General features: G+C 55.4%; 16 protein-coding genes and 8 pseudogenes. 23 read left to right on the forward strand and 1 reads right to left on the reverse strand.

The genetic code is table 11. The features are described from left to right. Window positions 1-358 (forward strand): serine hydrolase (locus tag JCM13995_RS02150; protein WP_156314285.1); only part of this gene is annotated, 358 nt, incomplete at its 5' end. Between the two features lie 68 nt (window positions 359-426). Further along, a pseudogene (gene manA, locus JCM13995_RS02155) lies at window positions 427-1,398 on the forward strand (mannose-6-phosphate isomerase, class I). Window positions 1,399-1,487: 89 nt separating this feature from the next. Here manA and JCM13995_RS02160 read toward each other — a convergent pair. After that, a pseudogene (locus tag JCM13995_RS02160) lies at window positions 1,488-2,840 on the reverse strand (MurT ligase domain-containing protein). A 153-nt stretch (window positions 2,841-2,993) separates the two neighbouring features. Here JCM13995_RS02160 and JCM13995_RS02165 point away from each other — a divergent pair. The 21 genes and pseudogenes from JCM13995_RS02165 to JCM13995_RS02260 all read left to right on the forward strand — a co-directional run bounded on the left by JCM13995_RS02165 (window position 2,994) and on the right by JCM13995_RS02260 (window position 20,146). After that, a pseudogene (locus JCM13995_RS02165) lies at window positions 2,994-3,577 on the forward strand (thymidine kinase). A gap of 51 nt (window positions 3,578-3,628) precedes the next feature. After that, entirely contained in the window at window positions 3,629-4,708 is a 1,080-nt protein-coding gene (prfA, locus tag JCM13995_RS02170; protein ID WP_054662004.1) for a peptide chain release factor 1, read from the forward strand. Next, window positions 4,701-5,533, forward strand: a pseudogene (gene prmC / locus JCM13995_RS02175) (peptide chain release factor N(5)-glutamine methyltransferase). The gene prfA and the pseudogene prmC overlap by 8 nt, the downstream one beginning before the upstream one ends. Before the next feature lie 22 nt (window positions 5,534-5,555). Beyond that, window positions 5,556-6,571, forward strand: a pseudogene (locus tag JCM13995_RS02180) (L-threonylcarbamoyladenylate synthase). Window positions 6,572-6,746: 175 nt separating this feature from the next. Further along, window positions 6,747-7,977 (forward strand): annotated as a pseudogene (gene glyA / locus JCM13995_RS02185) (serine hydroxymethyltransferase). Window positions 7,978-8,095: 118 nt separating this feature from the next. Beyond that, entirely contained in the window at window positions 8,096-8,725 is a 630-nt protein-coding gene (upp, locus tag JCM13995_RS02190; protein ID WP_054662007.1) for a uracil phosphoribosyltransferase, read from the forward strand. A 352-nt stretch (window positions 8,726-9,077) separates the two neighbouring features. Beyond that, a complete protein-coding gene (gene atpB, locus JCM13995_RS02195) occupies window positions 9,078-9,800 on the forward strand; it encodes a F0F1 ATP synthase subunit A (RefSeq protein ID WP_054662010.1) in 723 nt (240 codons plus the stop codon). A gap of 14 nt (window positions 9,801-9,814) precedes the next feature. After that, window positions 9,815-10,027, forward strand: coding sequence for a F0F1 ATP synthase subunit C (gene atpE / locus JCM13995_RS02200; RefSeq protein ID WP_054662014.1), 213 nt, complete (start codon window positions 9,815-9,817; stop codon window positions 10,025-10,027). 33 nt (window positions 10,028-10,060) lie between these two features. After that, window positions 10,061-10,552: a F0F1 ATP synthase subunit B gene (gene atpF, locus JCM13995_RS02205; protein WP_054662017.1), complete on the forward strand. Its 492-nt coding sequence runs from the start codon at window positions 10,061-10,063 to the stop codon at window positions 10,550-10,552. Then, complete coding sequence (atpH, locus tag JCM13995_RS02210) at window positions 10,539-11,084, forward strand: ATP synthase F1 subunit delta (RefSeq protein ID WP_054662020.1); 546 nt, start codon at window positions 10,539-10,541, stop codon at window positions 11,082-11,084. The genes atpF and atpH overlap by 14 nt, the downstream gene beginning before the upstream one ends. Window positions 11,085-11,102: 18 nt before the next feature. Next, the gene (gene atpA / locus JCM13995_RS02215) at window positions 11,103-12,617 is read left to right on the forward strand and encodes a F0F1 ATP synthase subunit alpha (RefSeq protein WP_054662023.1); all 1,515 of its coding nucleotides are present in this window, start codon (window positions 11,103-11,105) and stop codon (window positions 12,615-12,617) included. A gap of 11 nt (window positions 12,618-12,628) precedes the next feature. Then, window positions 12,629-13,559: pseudogene (locus JCM13995_RS02220) on the forward strand (F0F1 ATP synthase subunit gamma). 24 nt (window positions 13,560-13,583) lie between these two features. After that, the gene (gene atpD, locus JCM13995_RS02225) at window positions 13,584-15,086 is read left to right on the forward strand and encodes a F0F1 ATP synthase subunit beta (protein WP_225350652.1); all 1,503 of its coding nucleotides are present in this window, start codon (window positions 13,584-13,586) and stop codon (window positions 15,084-15,086) included. Continuing rightward, window positions 15,062-15,502 (forward strand): F0F1 ATP synthase subunit epsilon, encoded by a 441-nt coding sequence (locus tag JCM13995_RS02230; RefSeq protein ID WP_420843305.1) that lies wholly within the window; start codon window positions 15,062-15,064, stop codon window positions 15,500-15,502. The genes atpD and JCM13995_RS02230 overlap by 25 nt, the downstream gene beginning before the upstream one ends. 149 nt (window positions 15,503-15,651) lie before the next feature. Beyond that, entirely contained in the window at window positions 15,652-15,882 is a 231-nt protein-coding gene (locus JCM13995_RS02235; RefSeq protein ID WP_054662028.1) for a DUF1146 family protein, read from the forward strand. Window positions 15,883-15,942: 60 nt separating this feature from the next. Then, window positions 15,943-16,932, forward strand: a complete 990-nt coding sequence (locus JCM13995_RS02240; RefSeq protein ID WP_054662031.1) for a rod shape-determining protein — start codon at window positions 15,943-15,945, stop codon at window positions 16,930-16,932. 93 nt (window positions 16,933-17,025) lie between these two features. After that, window positions 17,026-17,112, forward strand: a complete 87-nt coding sequence (locus tag JCM13995_RS15470; RefSeq protein ID WP_082397673.1) for a DNA-directed RNA polymerase subunit beta — start codon at window positions 17,026-17,028, stop codon at window positions 17,110-17,112. 24 nt (window positions 17,113-17,136) lie between these two features. Next, entirely contained in the window at window positions 17,137-17,406 is a 270-nt protein-coding gene (yidD, locus tag JCM13995_RS02245) for a membrane protein insertion efficiency factor YidD (protein WP_420843304.1), read from the forward strand. Window positions 17,407-17,415: 9 nt separating this feature from the next. Next, window positions 17,416-17,644: pseudogene (locus JCM13995_RS02250) on the forward strand (DUF2969 family protein). A 54-nt stretch (window positions 17,645-17,698) separates the two neighbouring features. Then, window positions 17,699-18,913, forward strand: coding sequence for an FtsW/RodA/SpoVE family cell cycle protein (locus JCM13995_RS02255; protein WP_054662037.1), 1,215 nt, complete (start codon window positions 17,699-17,701; stop codon window positions 18,911-18,913). A gap of 396 nt (window positions 18,914-19,309) precedes the next feature. After that, window positions 19,310-20,146, forward strand: coding sequence for a MetQ/NlpA family ABC transporter substrate-binding protein (locus JCM13995_RS02260; RefSeq protein WP_054662039.1), 837 nt, complete (start codon window positions 19,310-19,312; stop codon window positions 20,144-20,146). The last annotated feature ends 18 nt before the right edge of the window (window positions 20,147-20,164 follow it).

Consider the following 20,164-nt stretch of genomic DNA (forward strand, 5'->3'; position numbering starts at 1 on the left):
CCTGCGCGAGCACAGTGGCGCCGCCGGGTTGTTTGCGGGCTTGGATGACCTGATCTGCTTCAGTGAATTTGCCTTTGCCCGGCGCCACGCCGATGCCTGGCCTCAAAGCTTTGCCACAATTTTGCGGGATGAAACGACCAATCAGTTGGGCCGCAGCCTTGGGTGGGACCTGCGCCGCGATGCTGGTGGCCGGCTGTGGCTTTATCACACCGGGTACACCGGGACGTTCTGGCTGATCCAACCGCAACTGCAGGAATCCCTGATCGTGTTGACCAACCGCGTGCACCCCAAACCGAATATGGCATTTTTGGCCAAGCGCGACGAATTGATCACGAATTTCATGGCGGCGCATTCATGACCCTGGCGGCTGTGTTAAACTTGATTCGATAAATGGATCTATAGAAAAGTAATGGGGAGGAAATTTCATTGACGGAACCAATTTTTTCTGGAACCCGTATTTCACGAAAAGATCTGGGGCGGCCGTAAGCTCGAAACCGAGTTCGGTTACAAGATCCCGGACGGTAGGATCGGCGAGCTGTGGGCCATTTCGGCGCACCCGAACGGTCCTGATGTCATCGCCAACGGGCCGCTGAAGGGCAAGACCCTGGATGTCGCCTGGAAGGAAGACCAGGACTACTTCGGTCATCAAAAGGCCAAGGTCTTTCCGCTGCTGACCAAGATCTTGGATGCCAACGACAGTCTGTCGGTGCAGGTGCACCCGGACGATGCCTACGCCGCAGCGCATGAGCGTCCCGGTGAGCTGGGCAAGACGGAGTGCTGGTATGTGATTTCCGCGGAACCTGGTTCCTATCTGATTTACGGCCACCACGCCAAGACGCGTGAAGAGCTTGCGACATGATCCACAAGGGTGAGTGGGACAAGTTACTCCGGAAGGTACCAGTCAAAACCGGCGACTTTGTTTACGTGCCAAGTGGCACCATTCACGCGCTGAACAAGGGCATCATGGTCCTTGAAACCCAGCAAAGCTCCGACACGACATACCGGCTGTATGACTATGACCGGGTCGGCAAGGACGGCAAGAAGCGCGAACTGCACCTGCAGCAAAGCATTGACACCACGACGGTGCCGAGCCAGGATCCTAAGCTCAATATCACCAGCGAGCAAAAGGATGACGCCACTATCACGACATTCGTGACAGCCCCGATTTCCAAGTTCTTCTCGGTTTACAAGATCGATTTGGACGGCAAGCTGACTCAGACGCCAACCGCACCGTACACGCTGGTTTCGGTGCTGGACGGCGAAGGGACGATCGAAGCGGATGGCCAGTCCTATCCGATCAAGAAGGGGACTCACTTCATCATTCCTAACCAGATCAAGTCTTGGACCTTCACCGGCAAGATGATGATGATCACCTCGACCCCAGGTGACGAAGAATAACTGAAACTAAAATAACCCGCTGGCTCATCGTTTCTCAGTTGAGAAATGGTCAGTCAGCGGGTTTTCTGTTCCCTTGAATGGTGATCAGTCTAGAAACCGGCTTTAATGAATCCGGCCTGACTGAATTTTTGGCGCATCTGGAGGACCGCAGTGTACGTGGCCAGCAGGTAGATCTGGTCTTCTTGGACGCCCTTGAGGTAGGGGATCACATCGTCAAGGTTGGGCTTAGTGGCCAAATCGCTTTGCGGCACACCGGCCACCTGCATGCGGAAGGCGATATCTTTGTAGCGCTCGCCGCCCACCATGTACGACGTGGCCAGGCCGCTTTGAACCAGTTGCTCCAAGTTGCCGTCCCAGATCCATGACGTGTCCGTTCCGTCTGCGTAGTTGGCGTTCAGCAGCATTGCGAAGGCAAACGGCTGCTTTTGGCGCTGGATCATGCTGAGGACCTCGTTGAGACCGACCGGGTTTTTGACCAGGATCAAGGTGACGTTCTTGGTGCCGATCTTGATTTGTTCCTGGCGCCCGAAGACCTTTTCATCATAGCTGAAGGCCTTGGCGATCTGCTCAGGCGTGATGCCGAACTCCGCGCCCACCGCGTAGGCTGCTAAGGCGTTGTAAATGTTGTAAGTGCCGCCGACCGACAGGCTGTAGGGATGGCCGTCGATTTCAAACCTGGATGAAGTCGGGGTCTGCTCGGTGACGCTGGTGACCTGATGATTCAGGACCGGCCGCTTGAACCCACAATTCGGGCAGAAGAAGCTGCGAGGTTTGAGTAAGTGATGCCGTGGTAGTGGAGGATGTGCTCACACACTGGGCACAGCACGCCGTCCGTGTTCGCCGGGGCCTTGATGTCGTTGCCCGCCTCCGCCGCTAAGGCAAAACCGTAGTATCGCAGCGGATTTTTCAGCTCACGCGAAGAGAAAATCGGGGCGTCCCCGTTGGCGATGACCAGCGCGTCTGGGTTGCTTTGACGCCGCGCAGGATTTTGGCATAGGTGGTGTAAAACTCGCCGTAGCGGTCCATTTGGTCGCGGAAAATGTTGGTCATCACAAAGGCCTTGGGGTGCAGGTAGCGCGCCACCGGCGCGACATTGGCCTCGTCGACCTCGAGCACGGCGATCTTGCGCTTGGCGCCTGGCTTGGTCTTGTGCGCGAAGTAGCGCCGATGATGCCCTGAAGCATGTTGGACCGGTGGGGTTGGTCAGAATATCGTCGTACTGCTGGGCCAAGACTTTGACGATCAGTGCGGTGGTCAGGGTCTTGCCGTTGGTGCCGGTGACGATGATGGTATCGCGGTCCTGGCCCAGGCTGGCAAGCACGTCGTCGATTTTTTTCCGCCAGCTTGCCCGGGTAGGCGGAGCCGCCGTGGCGGAACTTGTGCAGGTACCAGTAACTTAAGCGCCCGGCTGCGATGGCGAATTGGCTTTTCAAAGATGGCATGTAAACGGCCTCTCTCTATTAGTTTTGCAGCTACTATCATAGCATAGCCGCTCCGCGTTTCTGACCGGGAGCATGTTATTATGGTAAAGATTCCGTTATACTGGATAAGGTGAATTTTTTGCGGCAAGGCGCTTCTTGCCGAAGGAGGCCCTTATGGCACAATTGTTTTTCCGCTACGGCGCGATGAATTCGGGTAAAAGTATCGAGATCCTGAAGGTCGCGCATAATTACGAAGAGCAGCACAAGAACGTCATCATTTTGACCAGTGCGGTGGACGACCGCTCAGGGGTGGGCGTCATTTCCAGCCGCATCGGGCTGGAGCGGCCGGCCAAGGCCATCGATGATGAGACGAATATTTTCGATTTGGTGTCCAAGCTTGATCCGCATGCTTACTGCGTGCTGATCGACGAGGCGCAGTTTTTGAAGAAGCACCACGTCTTCGAGTGCGCGCGGGTGGTCGACGAGCTGCACATTCCGGTGATGGCGTTCGGCCTGAAGAATGATTTTCGCAATGAGCTTTTCGAGGGTTCGAAGTACCTGCTGACGTATGCGGACAAGATTGAGGAAATGAAAACAATCTGCTGGTTCTGCGCGAAAAAAAAGCGACGATGAATCTGCGGGTTCACGATGGCAAGCCCGTTTATGAAGGCGAGCAGATCATGATCGGCGGCAATGAGGCTTATTTTCCCGTTTGCCGGCATCATTACTACTTCCCGCCTAAACGCTTAAAGGCTTGATAGTCTCTGCGGGTGTGCGGCAGTTAACGGCAACATTAATGGAGGATTTTTATGGATAAGATTTTTACCCAGTTAGACGGGCTGATCGGTCGCTATGAGGAGCTGGAAGAGCTGCTCTCCGACCCTGAGGTCATCAACGACACCAAGCGTTACCTTGAGCTTTCCAAAGAGGAAGGCGGCATGCGCGACGTGGTGGCGGCCTACAAGAAGTACAAGCAAGTGAAGCAGGACATCAGCGAAAGCGAGGAAGTGCTGCGCGAAAGCAAGGACGACGACCTCACGGAGCTGGCCAAAGAGGATCTGAACAATCTTAATCCCCAGCTGGATCAGCTTGAGACCGAGATCAAAAAGCTGATGCTGCCGAAGGACCCCAATGACGACAAGAACATCATCATGGAGATCCGCGGGGCCGCCGGCGGGGATGAGGCGAGCCTGTTCGCCGGCGACCTGCTGTCCATGTACATGAAGTACGCCGAGCGGCAGGGTTGGACCACCGAAATTATCGACGAGAACCCTACCGAAGTCGGCGGCTACAAGGAAGTCTCCGTGCTGATCCAGGGGCAAAGCGTGTACTCAAAGCTGAAGTACGAAAACGGGGCGCACCGCGTGCAGCGGGTGCCCGTGACCGAAAGCGCCGGCCGGGTCCACACCTCGACGGCGACCGTGGGGGTCATGCCCGAGTACGATGAAGTCGACCTCGAGATTGACCCGAAGGACATTCGCACCGACGTCTACCGGTCCAGTGGTGCCGGTGGTCAGCACATTAACAAGACCAGTTCCGCGGTGCGCATGACGCATTTGCCGACCGGGATCGTGGTGACGATGCAGGATCAGCGCAGTCAGCAGCAAAACCGCGTCAAGGCCATGCAGATCCTGCGCTCACGGGTTTACGACTACTACGAAAGCCAAAACGAAAGCGAGTACGCCGCCAAACGTAAAACGGCGATTGGCTCCGGCGACCGGTCCGAACGCATTCGCACGTATAACTACCCGCAAAACCGCGTTACCGACCACCGCATCGGGCTGACCTTGAACAAGCTGGACCGGATCATGAACGGTGAGCTTGACGAGATCATCGATGCCCTGATCGTGCAGGATCAGACGAACAAGATGGAACAAATCGATGAGTAAGACTTACGGGGAGGCGCTCAGGTGGGCGTCTTCAGTGCTTTCACCGCTTGGGGTGGACCCGGACGGGGCGCGGTACGTCCTCGAAATGCGGGCAGACTTCACGCCCAGTCAGCTTCGACTGCATGACCGCGACGTGATGCCCGATTCGGCGTTGACTCAGTTTGAGCAAGACGTTGCGCGGCTTTCACACCATGAACCGGCCCAGTACATTGTGGGGGTTGCGCCATTTTACGGCGATCTGTTCAAAGTGACGCCGGCTGTCCTGATTCCCCGGTTTGAAACGGAGGAGCTGGTCGCCTGGGCGGCGGCGGAACAACCGGCCGCCCAAACCGGCCTGGATCTGGGCACGGGCTCTGGTGCCATCGGCCTGACGCTGGCCAAGCAGCTGCCAAGCACGGCAATGACGCTCAGCGATGTGTCGGCGGCGGCGCTGGCAGTCGCGCGGGAAAACGCCCGCCGGCTGGACCGGCGCGCGACGTTTGTCGAAAGTGATTTATTCGCGGCGATTCCCCAGCGCTTTGATTTCATCATCAGCAATCTGCCATACATCAGTAAGGCGGAAACCGACGTGATGGATGAAAGTACCCTGACCTATGAGCCGCCTCTCGCACTTTTTTGCGGCGCACGACGGGCTGGCACTTTTTTCAGCGCTTTGCCGCTGGCGTCGCCGCGCACGTGAATACTGGTGGTGCCGTGTACCTGGAGTTCGGCTACCGCCAGCAGCCTGCCTTGGCGAGGCTGTTTGCTGAGGCGCTGCCCCAAGCGCAAGTGACGTTTAAACGGGACATGGCAGATCACCCGCGCATGGTGAAGCTTCAATTTTAATTGGGATTAAAGGAGCACAAATATGGAAACCAAAGTGTTTAACAAGGATGAAGTCGCGCAGGCCGCTGCGCTGATCAAGGCTGGCGAGGTCGTGGCCTTTCCCACGGAGACCGTGTACGGACTTGGCGCTGACGCCACTGATCCCAAGGCCGCGGAAAAGGTGTTTCAGGCCAAGCACCGGCCGGCGGACAACCCGCTGATCGTCACGGTGGCAGGCCCGGACATGGTGGCTCAGTTTGCGACCATTACGCCTGCCGCGAAAAAGCTCATGGATGCCTTTTGGCCTGGCCCTTTGACCATCATTTTGAACATTTTACCCGGTAAACTTTCAATGGTGGTCACAGGCGGGCTGCAGACAGCGGCGTTTCGGATGCCGGCCAACTCGTTGACGCGGCAAATGATCAGCCTGGCGGGGCGGCCGATTGTCGGCCCTTCGGCGAATATTTCCGGCAAGCCCAGCGGCACGCGGCCGGAGCATGTGCTGCACGACTTTGACGGCGCCATTGCCGGGATTTTAGACGACGGGCCGACCACGGTCGCGTCGAGTCCACCGTGATCGACATGACGGTGACACCGCCGGCCATTTTACGGCCTGGCAAGATCACGCCGAAGCTGCTTGCGCCGGTGATCGGCGAGGTCCAGTCCGACCATCACAAAGTGGGCGCCAAGGAGACCCCGAAGGCGCCAGGCATGAAGTACAAGCATTACGCCCCTAGCGCACAAGTCGTCATCGTTGATCACCCGGCTGATTTTCCGGCCGCGCTGAAGTGGGCTGAGCAGAATGGGCAGCCGTTCGGGGTCTTAGCGACTGATGACCTGTTGACTGATGTCCCGTCTGCTGTGCCAACTTACAGTCTTGGCCGGGACCTCACGTCGGCCACTCACAACTTGTTCGCTGGGCTGCGCTGGTTCGACCTTCACCCAACCGTCACGGTCATCTTGGCCGAAGCGTTTGCGCAAGAAGGGCTGGGCGTCGCCTACATGAACCGGTTGAACAAGTCGGCCGGCAATGACCATTTTGATCCGGATCAGCACTGAGTTTGCAGCCGCTGCGTGCGGCTGTTTTGATATTCGGCTTTTTTTTGGCGAAACAACCATGAAAATTTCGAAATAGGCGGATTAAAGCTTAGGGCCCGAATGTTTACGGGCTGCTTTGGGGTTGGTATACTGGTCTTGACCAATCGCCGCTGACGCAATAAGGAGGATCCGCCACATGGATTTCAAGCAGTATGACCCCGCCGTTTTTGGTGCCATCGAAAATGAAGAACGGCGCCAACAACAAAACATTGAACTGATCGCCTCTGAAAATATTGTCAGCCCGGCCGTGCGCGCGGCCCAGGGCAGTGTGCTGACCAACAAGTACTCCGAAGTACCCAAAGCACCGCTATTACGGCGGAAATCAATACATCGATGAAATCGAGCAGTTGGCGATCGACCGCGCCAAGGAATTATTCGGCGCCGAATACGCCAACGTCCAGCCTCACTCCGGGTCGGGCGCCAACATGGCCGCTTACCGCGCGTTTCTAAAAGACGGTGATAAGGTGCTGGCGATGGATCTGACTGACGGCGGTCATTTGACTCACGGCAGTCCGGTCAGTTTCTCGGGGCAAACTTACCATTTTTATCACTATGGCTTGGATCCGGAAACCGAGCGCCTGAATTACGACCAGATTCTCGCTCAGGCCGAGGCGGTGCACCCGCGCCTGATCGTTGCCGGTGCGAGTGCGTACAGCCGGGCGATCGACTTTGCCAAGTTCCGGGACATCGCCGATCACGTGGGGGCGTTTCTCATGGTCGACATGGCCCACATCGCGGGCCTGGTGGCCGGTGGGGCGCACATGAATCCCGTCCCGTACGCGGACGTCGTGACGACGACCACGCACAAGACGCTGCGCGGACCGCGCGGCGGGATGATCCTCGCCAAGGCCGAGTACGGCAAGGCCATCAATTCCGCGGTGTTCCCGGGGATTCAGGGCGGCCCACTTGACCACGTGATTGCCGCCAAAGCGGTCGCGCTAGGGGAGGCGCTGCAGCCCGACTTCAAGCATTACGCGGCTCAGATCGTCAAGAATATGCAGGCGATGTGCGCCGGCTTTGCGGAAGATCCGCGGCTGAAAATGATCTCCGGCGGCTCGGACAACCACATGGTGCTGCTCGATGTTACCGGCTATGGCGTCACCGGCCGGGATGTGCAGGACCTGCTGGATGCCGTGATGATCACGGCTAACAAGAACCAGGTGCCAGGCGAGCAAAACGGGCCCTTCAAAACCTCTGGGCTACGGGTCGGCACGGCCGCGATCACCACGCGCGGCTTCAACGAGGAAGACTGCCGGGAGGTGGCGCATTTGATTTCCAGTGCCATCGCCAATCGGCACGACGAAGAAAAACTTGATGAGATTCGCCAATCTACCCTTGCACTAACAGGGCGTCATCCCTTATCATAGGAAAGGTTACGGCGAAAGCCGGAAAGCAAGCGGACAGCACTGTAATCACGACTCTATGAGTCGTGATTTTTTTAGGCAAGCAGCCGCCTGCGCCACATCAAAAGGAGGGCCTTTCTGCATGGGCAAATTTACTGTTTTGAATCACCCGTTGATTCAACACAAGCTGACCTTGATCCGCGATAAGAACGCGGGGACCAAGGAGTTCCGGGAGATCGCAAACGAGATCGCCGAACTGATGGTTTACGAGATCACACGTGACTTACCAATGAAGGACGTCGAGATCGAAACGCCAATGGGTAAGACAACACAAAAGGAACTGGCTGGCAAGAAGCTGGTCGTCGTGCCGATCCTGCGTGCGGGGTTGGGCATGGTTGATGGCGTCTTGCGCCTGATCCCTGCGGCCAAGGTTGGCCACGTCGGGATGTACCGCGATGAGAAGACCCTAAAGCCGCATGAATACTTCGTTAAAATGCCAGACGGGATCGACCAGCGCGACATGATCATTGTCGATCCGATGCTCGCCACCGGCGGTTCCGCCAACATGGCCATTGAGGCGTTGAAGAAGCGCGGTGCCCAAAGCATTCGGCTGGTTGTCCTGGTTGCTGCACCAGAAGGCGTCAAGGCGGTCCAAGAGGCCAACCCGGACGTTGACATTTACGCCGCGGCGCTTGATGATCACTTGAATGAAAATGGTTATATCGTGCCAGGGCTCGGCGATGCCGGGGACCGGTTGTTTGGCACAAAATAAGTTTTTCTAAAGGCGGCCACTAATGGGGGTCGCCCTTTTTGACTGTTCGGTTGTAAGACCGTGCCGGTCAGGCTGAAAAGTTTACTCAGTTGCCTGAGCGATCCGCGCTGACAAATTGGCAAATGTGGCAAAAATGAGACATGGCGGCGCTTTCCGTTTAAAAAAAATTATGAAAAACGGGTGTGAAAAGTCATGAAAAGTCTCGTTCTCTTTTTGTCTTTTGGGGGTAAAGGTGATAGAGTTATCTGTGTGTTTTGAAGGATGAGTATCCGGCAATTCCACATATTAGGCCCGCCTAATCCGCATGCATTCATACATACGTCTTTTTGCGAGTTGTAAGGAGGTGAATTCTGTGAACGAAAGCTATCCCATAGTAAGTTTCATGGGGCTGCGCTTTAACCCGGCGAATGACCTGGCAATCTTGGTTTCTTGCGTGATCATCTTTTTCCTCGTGTACTGGTTAGCTCGCAAGCCGTCAATTCGGCCGAACGGGCGTCAGAACGCGCTGGAGTACTTGATCGATTTCACCAACGGCATTGTCAAATCGGCAATGCCAGGCAAGGAAGGCAAGCGGTTTGGGCTGTTCGCTTTTACCTTGTTCCTATTCGTGTTTGTGAATAACCAGCTCGGACTGTTCTTTCAACTTGATATCGGGGGCAAAACATGGTTCCGGTCCGCGACCGCGGATCCAATTATTACCATGAGCCTGGCGATGATGATATTACTGATTTCTCACTTCTTTGGGGTCGTGTTTAACGGCTTCAAAGGCTACATGAAAGAGTACATCTCGCCAGTGTCGTTTCTGCTGCCAATCAATTTGATTGAGAACATTACGAACTTTGTGACATTAGCGCTACGGCTTTACGGGAACATCTATGCTGGTGAAGTGTTACTTCTGTTGATTAGAGAGTTGGCCTTTTCGGGTCACGGCTTACTTGGTGGGGTTTCCTTTATTGGGGGCTTCGCGATTGAAGTCATTTGGCAAGGGTTCTCAGTCTTCATTGGTACGATCCAAGCGTATATTTTTGTTACCTTGTCCTCAGTTTACATTTCGGAAAAGGTTATATCTGACTAATAGGAGGAAATATCATGCAATACATCGCTGCATCTATCGCCGCGGGGCTCGCCGCGCTGGCTGCTTCATACGGTAACGGTCAAGTTATTTCAAAGACTCTGGAAGGCATGGCTCGTCAGCCGGAAGCCTCAGGTACTCTGCGTTCGACCATGTTCATTGGTGTCGGCTTGATCGAAGCGGTTCCAATCATGTCAATCGTTGTTGCCTTCATGCTTGTCCTGAGCTAATCAGCACCAATATTAAAGAAGGGAGTGGCTTGAATGGCTACTTTTGGTGATACGCTCTTTCTTCTCGCCGCCTTCGCTGTTTTAGTGGTGCTCGTTGGGAAGTTTGCCTGGAAACCGGTCACGAAAATTATGGCCGATCGTCAGAACAAGATCGACTCCGACCTGGATTACGCCGATAACAAGCGTCAAGAGGCGCAAAAAATGGCGGACCAGCGCGAAGCCGAGCTGAAGAGTTCAAAGGAAGACGCTGTGAACATCGTCAACTCCGCCAAGGAGAACGGTGAAAAGCAGCGGGCCACGCTCGTCGCGCAGGCCCAATGCGAGGTCGCAACTTTAAAGGCGAACGCGAATAAGGACATCGCACAGCAACGTGCCGATGCCCTGGCGGCCGCGAAAAACGACGTTGCTGACCTTTCGTTGACAATCGCTGAAAAGCTGATTGCCAAGGAACTCGATCCCAGCACACAGCAGAACTTGATTGACCAGTACATCAACGAATTAGGTGACGCCAATGGCAGTCACTGATCGTGATGCGGCGCCGCGCTACGGCAAAGCCCTGTTCGAGGCGGCTCAAGACCAACAGGCCCTGAGCGCAGTTTCCGAACAGCTGGCCCAGGTCAACGCTGTGATCAAAGCAACGCCTGAGTTAATGCCGGCATTAGCCAGCAACAACCTGACCGAAGCGGATAAAACCGATTTAATGGGTCTGCTGACAAAAGACTCTGGTGAGTTGGTCAAAAATCTGGTCCAGATCCTGATGGCAAATGGCCGCATTCTTGGCCTGCCAGCAGTGATCGAAGACTTTTCAGACCGTTTCGATGAGGCGACAAGCCACGTGGAGGCAACAGTCACCACTGCTGTGCCGCTGACCGAGGGCCAAACTCAGGCAATGAATCAAGCACTTGCCAAGCAACTGAACGCCAAAACCGTTGGGATCACCTGTGTGGTGGACCCTGCAGTGATCGGCGGCGTCAAGGTGCAGTCGAATGACCTGGTCATCGATGGCACCGTGAAGACGCGGCTGGCGAAGTTGCGGCAGCAACTGCTCACCAATTAGCGAATAGAGGTGAACCGGATGAGCACCAAGACAGAGGAAATTAGTTCTCTGATCAAAAAGCAACTTGAAAATTACAAAGATAATCTGAACGTGGACGAAGTCGGTACTGTCACCTACGTTGGTGATGGGATCGCGCGCGCCACGGGGTTAAAAAACGCCATGGCGAGCGAACTGCTCGAGTTCAGCAACGGCTCATACGGGATGGCGCAAAACCTTGAGAGTAATGATGTTGGTATCATTATTTTAGGGGATTTTGATGGCATTCGTGAAGGCGACACGGTCAAACGCACCGGTCGTATCATGGAAGTGCCAGTCGGTGAAAATATGATCGGCCGCGTGGTCAATGCCCTTGGGCAGCCCGTCGACGGCAACGGTCCAATCAAAACCGAGCACACCCGTCCCATTGAAGTTAAGGCACCTGGCGTTATGCAGCGCCAGTCGGTTACGCAGCCACTGCAAACCGGGCTTAAGGCGGTTGACGCCTTGGTCCCGATTGGCCGGGGGCAGCGTGAACTGATCATCGGCGATCGCAAGACAGGGAAGACCTCAATCGCGATCGATACGATCATCAACCAAAAAGATCAAGATATGATCTGTGTGTACGTTGCGATCGGCCAAAAAGAGTCGACTGTGCGCGCGCAGGTTGAAACCTTGAAGCAGTACGGTGCGATGGATTACACCATCGTTTTGACTGCCGGCCCGTCAGAGCCAGCACCAATGTTGTACATCGCGCCTTATGCCGGTGCGGCAATGGGCGAAGAGTTCATGTACAATGGCAAGCACGTTCTCATCGTTTATGATGACCTGTCCAAACAGGCGAACGCCTACCGTGAACTTTCCTTGCTGCTGCGGCGGGCGCCAGGTCGTGAAGCTTACCCTGGCGATATTTTCTACACCCACTCACGCCTCTTGGAGCGGGCGGCCAAGCTGTCCGACAAGCTGGGCGGCGGTTCAATGACGGCGCTGCCGGTTATTGAGACCCAGGCTGGTGACATTTCGGCCTACATCCCGACTAACGTGATTTCAATCACCGATGGTCAGATTTTCCTGCAAAGCGATATGTTCTACTCAGGGGATCGGCCAGCGATCGATGCCGGGGCGTCTGTTTCCCGGGTCGGTGGCGATGCGCAGATCAAAGCGATGAAGAAGGTTGCCGGGACGCTGCGGTTGGACCTTGCGTCCTATCGTGAGCTGGAAGCCTTCACGCAGTTTGGTTCTGACTTGGATGCCGCGACGCAGGCCAAGTTGAACCGTGGTCGCCGGACGGTTGAAGTCCTGAAGCAGCCGGTGCACAAGCCGCTGGCAGTGCAGTATCAGGTTTTGATCCTGTACGCACTGACGCACGGTTATCTGGATGCCATCGCAATCGATGATATCGCGCAGTTCCAGAAGGAGCTGTTCGACTACGCCGATTCCAATGGTGCCGAGCTGTTGAAGACCATCAAAGACACTGGCAACCTGCCAGATACTGACAAACTTGATGCACTCATCAAAGGCTTTGCCGATGGGTTCACCAGCAGCACCAAGAAATAGGGAGGTGCCGCATGGCTGAATCATTGATGGATATCAAGCGCCAGATCACCTCGACGAAAAAGACGGGTCAGATCACGCACGCCATGCAGATGGTTTCGGGGGCGAAGCTGACCCAGATTGAGCGGCGTGCCGGCGCCTATCAGATATACGCCGACCGCGTTCGCAAGATCGTGACTCACCTGGCTGCCGCTCAGCTCCTTGAGCTCGAACGGCAGCAGATGGCCGAAATCACCTCTGGTAACGTGGACAAGAAGCGGCTTCAGGTTGCTTCCTTGCTGCAGCAACGGCCAGTGAAGAAGACTGGGTACCTTGTCATCACCAGTGACCGGGGCTTAGTCGGTGGCTACAACAGCACCATCCTCAAGGCCATGATGCAGATGATCCAGCAAGACCATAAGGCCGATTCCGACTATGTGATCATGGCAGTTGGCGGCGTTGGGGCCGACTTCTTCAAGAAGCGCGGCATCAACCTCGCCTATGAGTACCGCGGGGTGTCTGATATTCCGACCTTTAACGAGGTGCGGGAAATCGTCAAGACAGCGGTGACCATGTTCGATAACAAAGTGTTTGATGAGCTGTATGTGTGCTATAACCACCATGTCAACTCACTGACTTCTGCGTTCCGAGCTGAAAAAATGCTGCCGATCTCCGACCTCGACGCGAGTGAGGTCGCGGATCACCCAATCGAGTACCTGACCGAACCGGATCCGGATGCCGTGCTTGAGGCAATTTTGCCGCAGTACGCGGAGAGTCTGATTTTCGGGGCGATCATGGACGCGAAGACAGCGGAACACGCCGCTTCCACAACGGCGATGAAGAGTGCGACAGACAATGCCAACGATTTGATCGACAAGATGTCCACGACCTATAACCGGGCGCGGGCAGGCGGCGATCACGACGGAAATCACCGAAATCGTTGGCGGGGCCAACGCACTTGAGTAGTAATCAACAGGGAGGACGATTTCATTGAGTAATTCTACTGGTAAAATCGTGCAAGTGATCGGCCCTGTTGTCGATGTCGAGTTCCCACTCGACAAGGATTTACCTGAAATTAACAACGCGCTGACCGTCGACAAAGGTGATGGCAAACGGGCCTTGGTGCTCGAAGTTACCCTTGAACTCGGCGACGGTGTGTTGCGCACCATCGCGATGGACTCAACTGACGGGTTGCAGCGTGGGATGGTCGCCAAAGATACCGGCGGCTCCATCTCCGTTCCTGTTGGCAAGGATACATTGGGACGTGTGTTTAACGTTTTAGGCGATCCGATCGACGACGGTCCAGCTTTTGGACCCGATCATCGGCGCGACAGCATCCACAGAGATGCGCCTAAGTTCGAAGACCTGAGCACCAGTTCAGAGATCCTCGAAACCGGGATCAAAGTCATCGACCTGCTTGAACCCTACCTACGTGGGGGGAAAGTTGGGCTGTTCGGTGGTGCCGGGGTCGGCAAAACCGTTCTGATCCAGGAACTGATCCACAACATTGCCGAGGAACACGGCGGCATTTCAGTCTTCACCGGTGTCGGTGAACGGACCCGTGAAGGGAACGACCTGTACTTTGAAATGAAGGAGTCGGGCGTTCTGAAGAACACCGCCATGGTGTTTGGTCAGATGAACGAGCCGCCTGGTGCCCGGATGCGTGTGGCGCTGACCGGACTGACGATTGCGGAGTACTTCCGTGACGTCGAAGGTCAAGATGTGCTGCTCTTTATCGACAACATCTTCCGCTTCACGCAGGCTGGTTCTGAAGTTTCCGCGCTGCTTGGCCGGATTCCTTCTGCCGTTGGTTACCAGCCAACGCTGGCGACTGAAATGGGTCAGTTGCAGGAACGGATCACCTCGACTAAGAAGGGCTCTGTCACGTCAATTCAGGCCGTTTACGTGCCTGCCGATGACTACACTGACCCGGCGCCTGCCACGACCTTTGCCCATTTGGATGCCACCACTAACCTGGAGCGCAGCTTGACTGAGCAAGGCATTTACCCGGCCGTTGACCCGCTGGAATCTTCTTCCAGTGCCTTGACGCCGGAAATTGTTGGCGAAGAGCACTACGAAGTGGCGACCCACGTGCAGCAGATCCTGCAACGTTACCGTGAACTCCAAGACATCATTTCCATTCTTGGGATGGATGAGTTGTCCGACGACGAAAAGGTCACCGTTGCGCGTGCCCGGCGCATTCAGTTCTTCTTGTCTCAGAACTTCAGCGTGGCGGAACGGTTTACCGGGATGCCAGGGGCTTATGTCCCAGTTGAAGAGACGGTCAAGGGCTTCAAGATGATTTTGGACGGCAAGATGGATCAGTATCCAGAAGATGCGTTCCGTTCCGTTGGCAAGATCGAAGAAGTCGTTGAAAAGGCCAAGAAGATGGGTTTTGCTCCGGCAGATGACGCTTCTTCTGATGATGCTGCGCCGCTCAAGCCGCCGCAAACTAACAGAAGGGAGCGATCACCGTGGCAGACAATGTTCTGACGGTCAATATTGTGACCCCAGACGGGTTGGTCTATGATCACCATGCCACACTGGTCGTGGTCAAAACCACGACTGGCGATATGGGCCTCATGGCCAACCACGAACCCGTGGTCGCGCCTTTGATGATTGGGGAAGTGCGCGTTCGCCGCGTTGACAACCCTGGTCACGAAGACATGATCGCCGTTAACGGTGGGTTTATGGAGATGTCGGACAATACGTGTTCGATCGTCGCCGATTCCGCCGAACGTGCTCGCGACATCGACCTGACCCGGGCCGAAGCCGCTCGCAAGCGCGCCGAACGTCGAATCGAGGAAGCCAAGGCCAAACGTGACCAAGACGAACTCCAACGTGCTCAGGTCGCCTTGCAACGCGCGATCAACCGGATCAACGTCCGTCAGGGACGCTTCGGCAAGTAAGGGGTTTAAAAGCATCGCCGCTGGCGGTGCTTTTTTTGTACGGCGGACGGGGTGGCAGCCGCCACTGACAATAAACTGTTAATTTGCACTTAAGGCGCTCGCCGCTTTCAGTAAAAGCCGGTATAATTTAAATGCATGAGGAGGCCGCTATGACAGATTTAGGAATTACTGGCGCCGTAACGCTGGTTTCGCACTTTGTTTTTATCATGATCACTTTCAGGCTGCTGTTTGCGCTGCGCTTTGATAAGTTGCTCAAGGCGAACCACGTGCGCGACAGTCAGCTGCTGATGGTGTTTTTGGCAATCGCGATCGGCTACAACGTGAGTGAGTTCTTTCTGTCGTTGCTCACGGCCGCGCACAGTCTCACCTACCTTCTGTAAGCGGGGGCCTTGGCCCTGTGGTATAATCAATCGTTAGTAATCATTTGAGGAGAGAAATTCATGGCTAAAGATATTGGTATCGACCTCGGGACGGCCAACGTCCTGATCAACGTGAAAGGGAAGGGCATCGTGCTAAACGAACCTTCCGTCGTGGCGATCGATACGACCACTGGTAAGGTCCTCGCGGTTGGCACCGAGGCTTACAAGATGGTCGGCCGGACGCCGGGTAACATTAAGTCCATTCGGCCGCTCAAAGACGGGGTGATCGCCGACTTTGACATTACTGAAGCGATGCTTGAGTACTTCATCAACAAGCTTAACGTCAAGGGCTTCATGTCCAAACCGAACATTCTGATCTGCGCGCCGACCAACATTACGTCGATCGAGCAAAAGGCCATTATTGAGGCCGCTGAAAAGTCTGGCGGCGGCAAAGTTTACCTTGAGTTTGAGCCCAAGGTGGCCGCGGTTGGTGCGGGCCTCGACATCTTCCAACCGCAGGGCAACATGGTCATCGATATTGGCGGCGGCACGTCTGACGTTGCCGTGCTGTCGATGGGTGAAGTCGTCACCAGCCGCTCGCTGCGGCTCGCTGGCGACAAAATGGACGCGTCGATTGTTTCCTACGTCAAGAACAAGCACAAGCTGTTGATTGGCGAGCACACGGCCGAGCAGTTGAAGATCCAAATCGGTGCGGTTTACGAGGCTGATCCGAAGCAGACCATGGAAGTGCGCGGCCGTGATATTGCGACAGGGCTGCCACGCGAGGTCGAGGTCACCTCGGTCGAGGTCGAAGAGGCCTTGCACGACACCATGATGCAGGTGGTCGCCGCGGCCAAGGAAGTGTTGGAGAAAACACCTCCTGAGCTGTCTGCGGACATCATCGACCGCGGTGTGATGCTGACTGGTGGTGGTGCGCTGCTTAAGGGCATTAGCCAGCTGTTTGCCCATGAGTTGCGGGTGCCGGTCCTGCTGGCCGAAGAGCCGCTAGATGCCGTTGCCTTGGGTACAGGCGTCCTGCTCGACAACATTGCGCACCACAAGCAGTATTAGGAGGGTGCGCATGTCTTCCGAGTACGCCATGCGCGTGGTACGCAAGCTGCTGATCGGGTTGCTGCTAGTCATCGTGGCGCTGGTCGTTGGCGCATGGTGGGCTATGCGATCGATGGTGGTGACCCGCTGAGGGTGTTTTTGCCTTCCACGTGGACCCATATTTTTGATTTCTTGAAATAAGGTGACTTCTTGCGCAAAATCGCGATGTGGCTGGTCAAAGGGTACCAGCGCTTCATTTCGCCATTACTCCCGGCCAGTTGCCGGTATTACCCGACCTGTTCGACTTACATGATCCAGGCCTTGGCGAAACACGGCTTGATCAAGGGTCTGATCATGGGGGTGGCGCGGATCATTCGCTGCAACCCCTTCGTTAAAGGTGGGCTGGATCCGGTGCCTGACTTTTTTACGCTGCGGCGCAATCCGGATCCGCAGAAGAATCTTGACGAAAGTGCGCAGTTTGATTTTCATCGATAAGGAGAGAACATGCCAAAAGAACAGAAAATTACCGTTAATCAGGAGGACGTGACCCGCAACGGGCACACGGTGTCTGTCCTGACGCTGGGCAAAAACGAGATCGGCTACGTGGCCCCCGAGGAAGACGGCAAGCACTTCAATGCCTTTCTGGCCGGCGACGCGAAGCCGCACCGGCAAAAAAACCATGGATGCGGCGGTGGCCTTTCTCTTGTCTGAATATCATTTGCACCAAGGATAGGCCGCGCGCCACTTCGCACTTTGAAGTGGCGTTTTGACCAGTTAGGAGAGTTGTATGGCAAAAGACGTTTCGACGCGGCGCCGCAGTGAGGACCGCATCGACTACGGAATCATTTTGTCCGTGATGCTGCTGGCATTAATTGGCATGGCTGCGATCTATATGGCGGTTTCTCATGACACCAGTCCAAACGCCGGCAGCACGACGCACGCGCTATTCATGCAGGGCCTCTGGTACGTGATCGGGGGCATCGGAATCTTTGTGGTGATGCAGTTTGATGCTGAGCAGCTGTGGCGGGTGGCGCCGATTTTGTATGGCCTGGGCATTTTTCTGCTGATGGTCGTGCTCGTGGCGTATGATCGGTCGGTGTTCGTGAACACTGGGGCAAAAAGCTGGCTGGGGTTTGGCTCGTTCACCTTCCAGCCATCAGAAGTGATGAAGCCCGCCTACATTCTGATGCTGGGGCGGGTCGTGACCAACCACAACATTAAGTACACCCACAGCACCAGCAATGACTGGCACTTGATCGGCGAGATGTTCCTCTGGACGCTGCCGATCATTGTGCTGCTTAAGCTGCAGAATGACTTCGGGACGATGCTGGTCTTTCTGGCGATTTTTGCCGGGGTCGTACTGGTGTCGGGCATCACGTGGAAAATCATTGTCCCGATCGGCGCGGCGGCGGCGGCCCTGGGCAGTGCGGCCATTCTTCTGGTCACCCAGACTTGGGGGCGTGATCTGCTCGGCAAGCTAGGGTTTGCCGCGTACCAGTTCAAGCGGATCGACTCGTGGCTGAACCCGAGCGGGGCGGCGACGACGGATTCATACCAGCTGTGGCAGTCCATGAAAGCAATTGGGTCCGGCGAAATGACGGGCCGCGGGTTCAACAACCTGCACGTGACGGTGCCCGTGCGCGAATCCGACATGGCCTTTTCCACCATTGGCGAGGCGTTTGGCTTCATTGGTTGCGCAGTGGTGATCCTGCTCTACTTCCTGCTGATTTGGCAGATGTTGCGGGTCGTCTTTGACACGCAAAATGAGTTTTACGCGTACATTGCGACCGGCGTGATCATGATGATCGTCTTTCATATCTTCGAAAACATTGGGATGAACGTGGGCCTGCTGCCAATCACCGGGATCCCGCTGCCGTTCATCTCCCAAGGGGGGTCGTTCCTGCTGGCTGATATGCTGTCGGTGGGGATGATTCTGTCGATGCGGTACCACCACCAGTCCTACATGTTCAGCCAGGAAGGCGAGGAGTTCAACCAGCAGTAAGCTGACCAACCGGTGGCTTGCAGGTCATTGCCATCTCAATCTCATCTTTTTTTAACTTTAAGGGTTGACTTGGTTCGGCAAACTCGGTAGACTTGAGATAATTTAATTGAGCAAACGAACGATGTGAGAGAGAAATTGTTGCGGACTGCACAGAAAACCCGGTAAAGATGAGAGCGGGGTAGCAGCGACGATCGAGAATGGCTCACGGATCGGTGAGGCTGAGCTTCGGCAAGGCGTCAATGGCTGGCATCCATTATCTTGCACGCGGGTGATTGCCCGTTAGTGAGGCCGACGCGGTTGCGTTGGCGAATTAGAATGGTACCGCGGGATGACCGCTTCTAACTTAGGTTAGGAGCGGTTTTTGTTTGTTCAAGGAAAAAATTGGAGGGAATAGTTATGAAGTGGTTTAAGAAATTGGCTTTGACGGCAGCGTTGGCGTTGCCAGTCTTGGCGTTAGCGGCCTGTGGGAACAGCAGTAGCAGCGCGAGCACCGGCTCGGCCAGCAAGCCGGTCAAGGTCGGCATTATGAGTACCGATGTCGACATCTGGAAGGATATTCAAAAGCGCCTGAAGAAGGAAGACGTCAACATCAAGCTGGTTCAGTTCACCGATTACAACACCCCCAATAAGGCGCTGGAAGACGGTGACATCCAGCTGAACTCATTCCAGCACTACGAATTCTTGGGGACCTGGAACGAGAAGCACAACAACCACATTGTCTCCGTTGGGGATACTTATATCGGCCCAATGCGTGCCTACTCAAACAAAATCAAGTCCCTGAAGGACCTGAAGAAAGGCGACAGCGTCTCTCTGCCAAACGATGCGTCTAATGAAGGCCGGGCCCTAGATCTGCTAGCTGCCAATGGCATTATCAAGGTGAAGAACGTGGCCACCCCAACGATCCGTGACATCACGGCAAACAAGTTGAACCTCAAGTTCACCGAACTGGACGCGGCCCAAACCGCACGTTCTCTGAACGATGTGGACGCGGCGGTCGTCAACAACGACATTGCGGCGGCGGCGAACCTGAAGCCTAAGAACGCGATCGCAGTTGAAAAGATCGGCAAGAAGTCGCATCCTTGGATTAACATCATTGCCGCTAAGTCCAAGGCGGACAAAGACAACAAGACTTACAAGAAGATTGTGAAGGCTTACCAGAGCAAGCAAACCGAGAAACTGCTCAAGAAGGTTTACAAGGGTGCGGTCCTGCCGGCCTGGACGGGTAAGTACTAGAGGTTAAGAAAGAAAGGC

The sequence above is a fragment of the Lacticaseibacillus camelliae DSM 22697 = JCM 13995 genome, assembly GCF_001311195.1.
In the GTDB taxonomy this organism is placed as follows: domain Bacteria; phylum Bacillota; class Bacilli; order Lactobacillales; family Lactobacillaceae; genus Lacticaseibacillus; species Lacticaseibacillus camelliae.

What these genes read in the sequence shown, in the direction of transcription:
- JCM13995_RS02255 (WP_054662037.1), top strand. Translation starts at nt 17,699, where the DNA reads ATGGCAAAAGACGTTTCGACGCGGCGCCGCAGTGAGGACCGCATCGAC.
- prfA (WP_054662004.1), top strand. Translation starts at nt 3,629, where the DNA reads ATGGATAAGATTTTTACCCAGTTAGACGGGCTGATCGGTCGCTATGAG.
- upp (WP_054662007.1), top strand. Translation starts at nt 8,096, where the DNA reads ATGGGCAAATTTACTGTTTTGAATCACCCGTTGATTCAACACAAGCTG.
- atpF (WP_054662017.1), top strand. Translation starts at nt 10,061, where the DNA reads ATGGCTACTTTTGGTGATACGCTCTTTCTTCTCGCCGCCTTCGCTGTT.
- atpH (WP_054662020.1), top strand. Translation starts at nt 10,539, where the DNA reads ATGGCAGTCACTGATCGTGATGCGGCGCCGCGCTACGGCAAAGCCCTG.
- JCM13995_RS02240 (WP_054662031.1), top strand. Translation starts at nt 15,943, where the DNA reads ATGGCTAAAGATATTGGTATCGACCTCGGGACGGCCAACGTCCTGATC.
- JCM13995_RS02260 (WP_054662039.1), top strand. Translation starts at nt 19,310, where the DNA reads ATGAAGTGGTTTAAGAAATTGGCTTTGACGGCAGCGTTGGCGTTGCCA.
- JCM13995_RS15470 (WP_082397673.1), top strand. Translation starts at nt 17,026, where the DNA reads ATGGTGGGCTATGCGATCGATGGTGGTGACCCGCTGAGGGTGTTTTTG.
- JCM13995_RS02235 (WP_054662028.1), top strand. Translation starts at nt 15,652, where the DNA reads ATGACAGATTTAGGAATTACTGGCGCCGTAACGCTGGTTTCGCACTTT.
- atpE (WP_054662014.1), top strand. Translation starts at nt 9,815, where the DNA reads ATGCAATACATCGCTGCATCTATCGCCGCGGGGCTCGCCGCGCTGGCT.
- yidD (WP_420843304.1), top strand. Translation starts at nt 17,137, where the DNA reads ATGTGGCTGGTCAAAGGGTACCAGCGCTTCATTTCGCCATTACTCCCG.
- atpA (WP_054662023.1), top strand. Translation starts at nt 11,103, where the DNA reads ATGAGCACCAAGACAGAGGAAATTAGTTCTCTGATCAAAAAGCAACTT.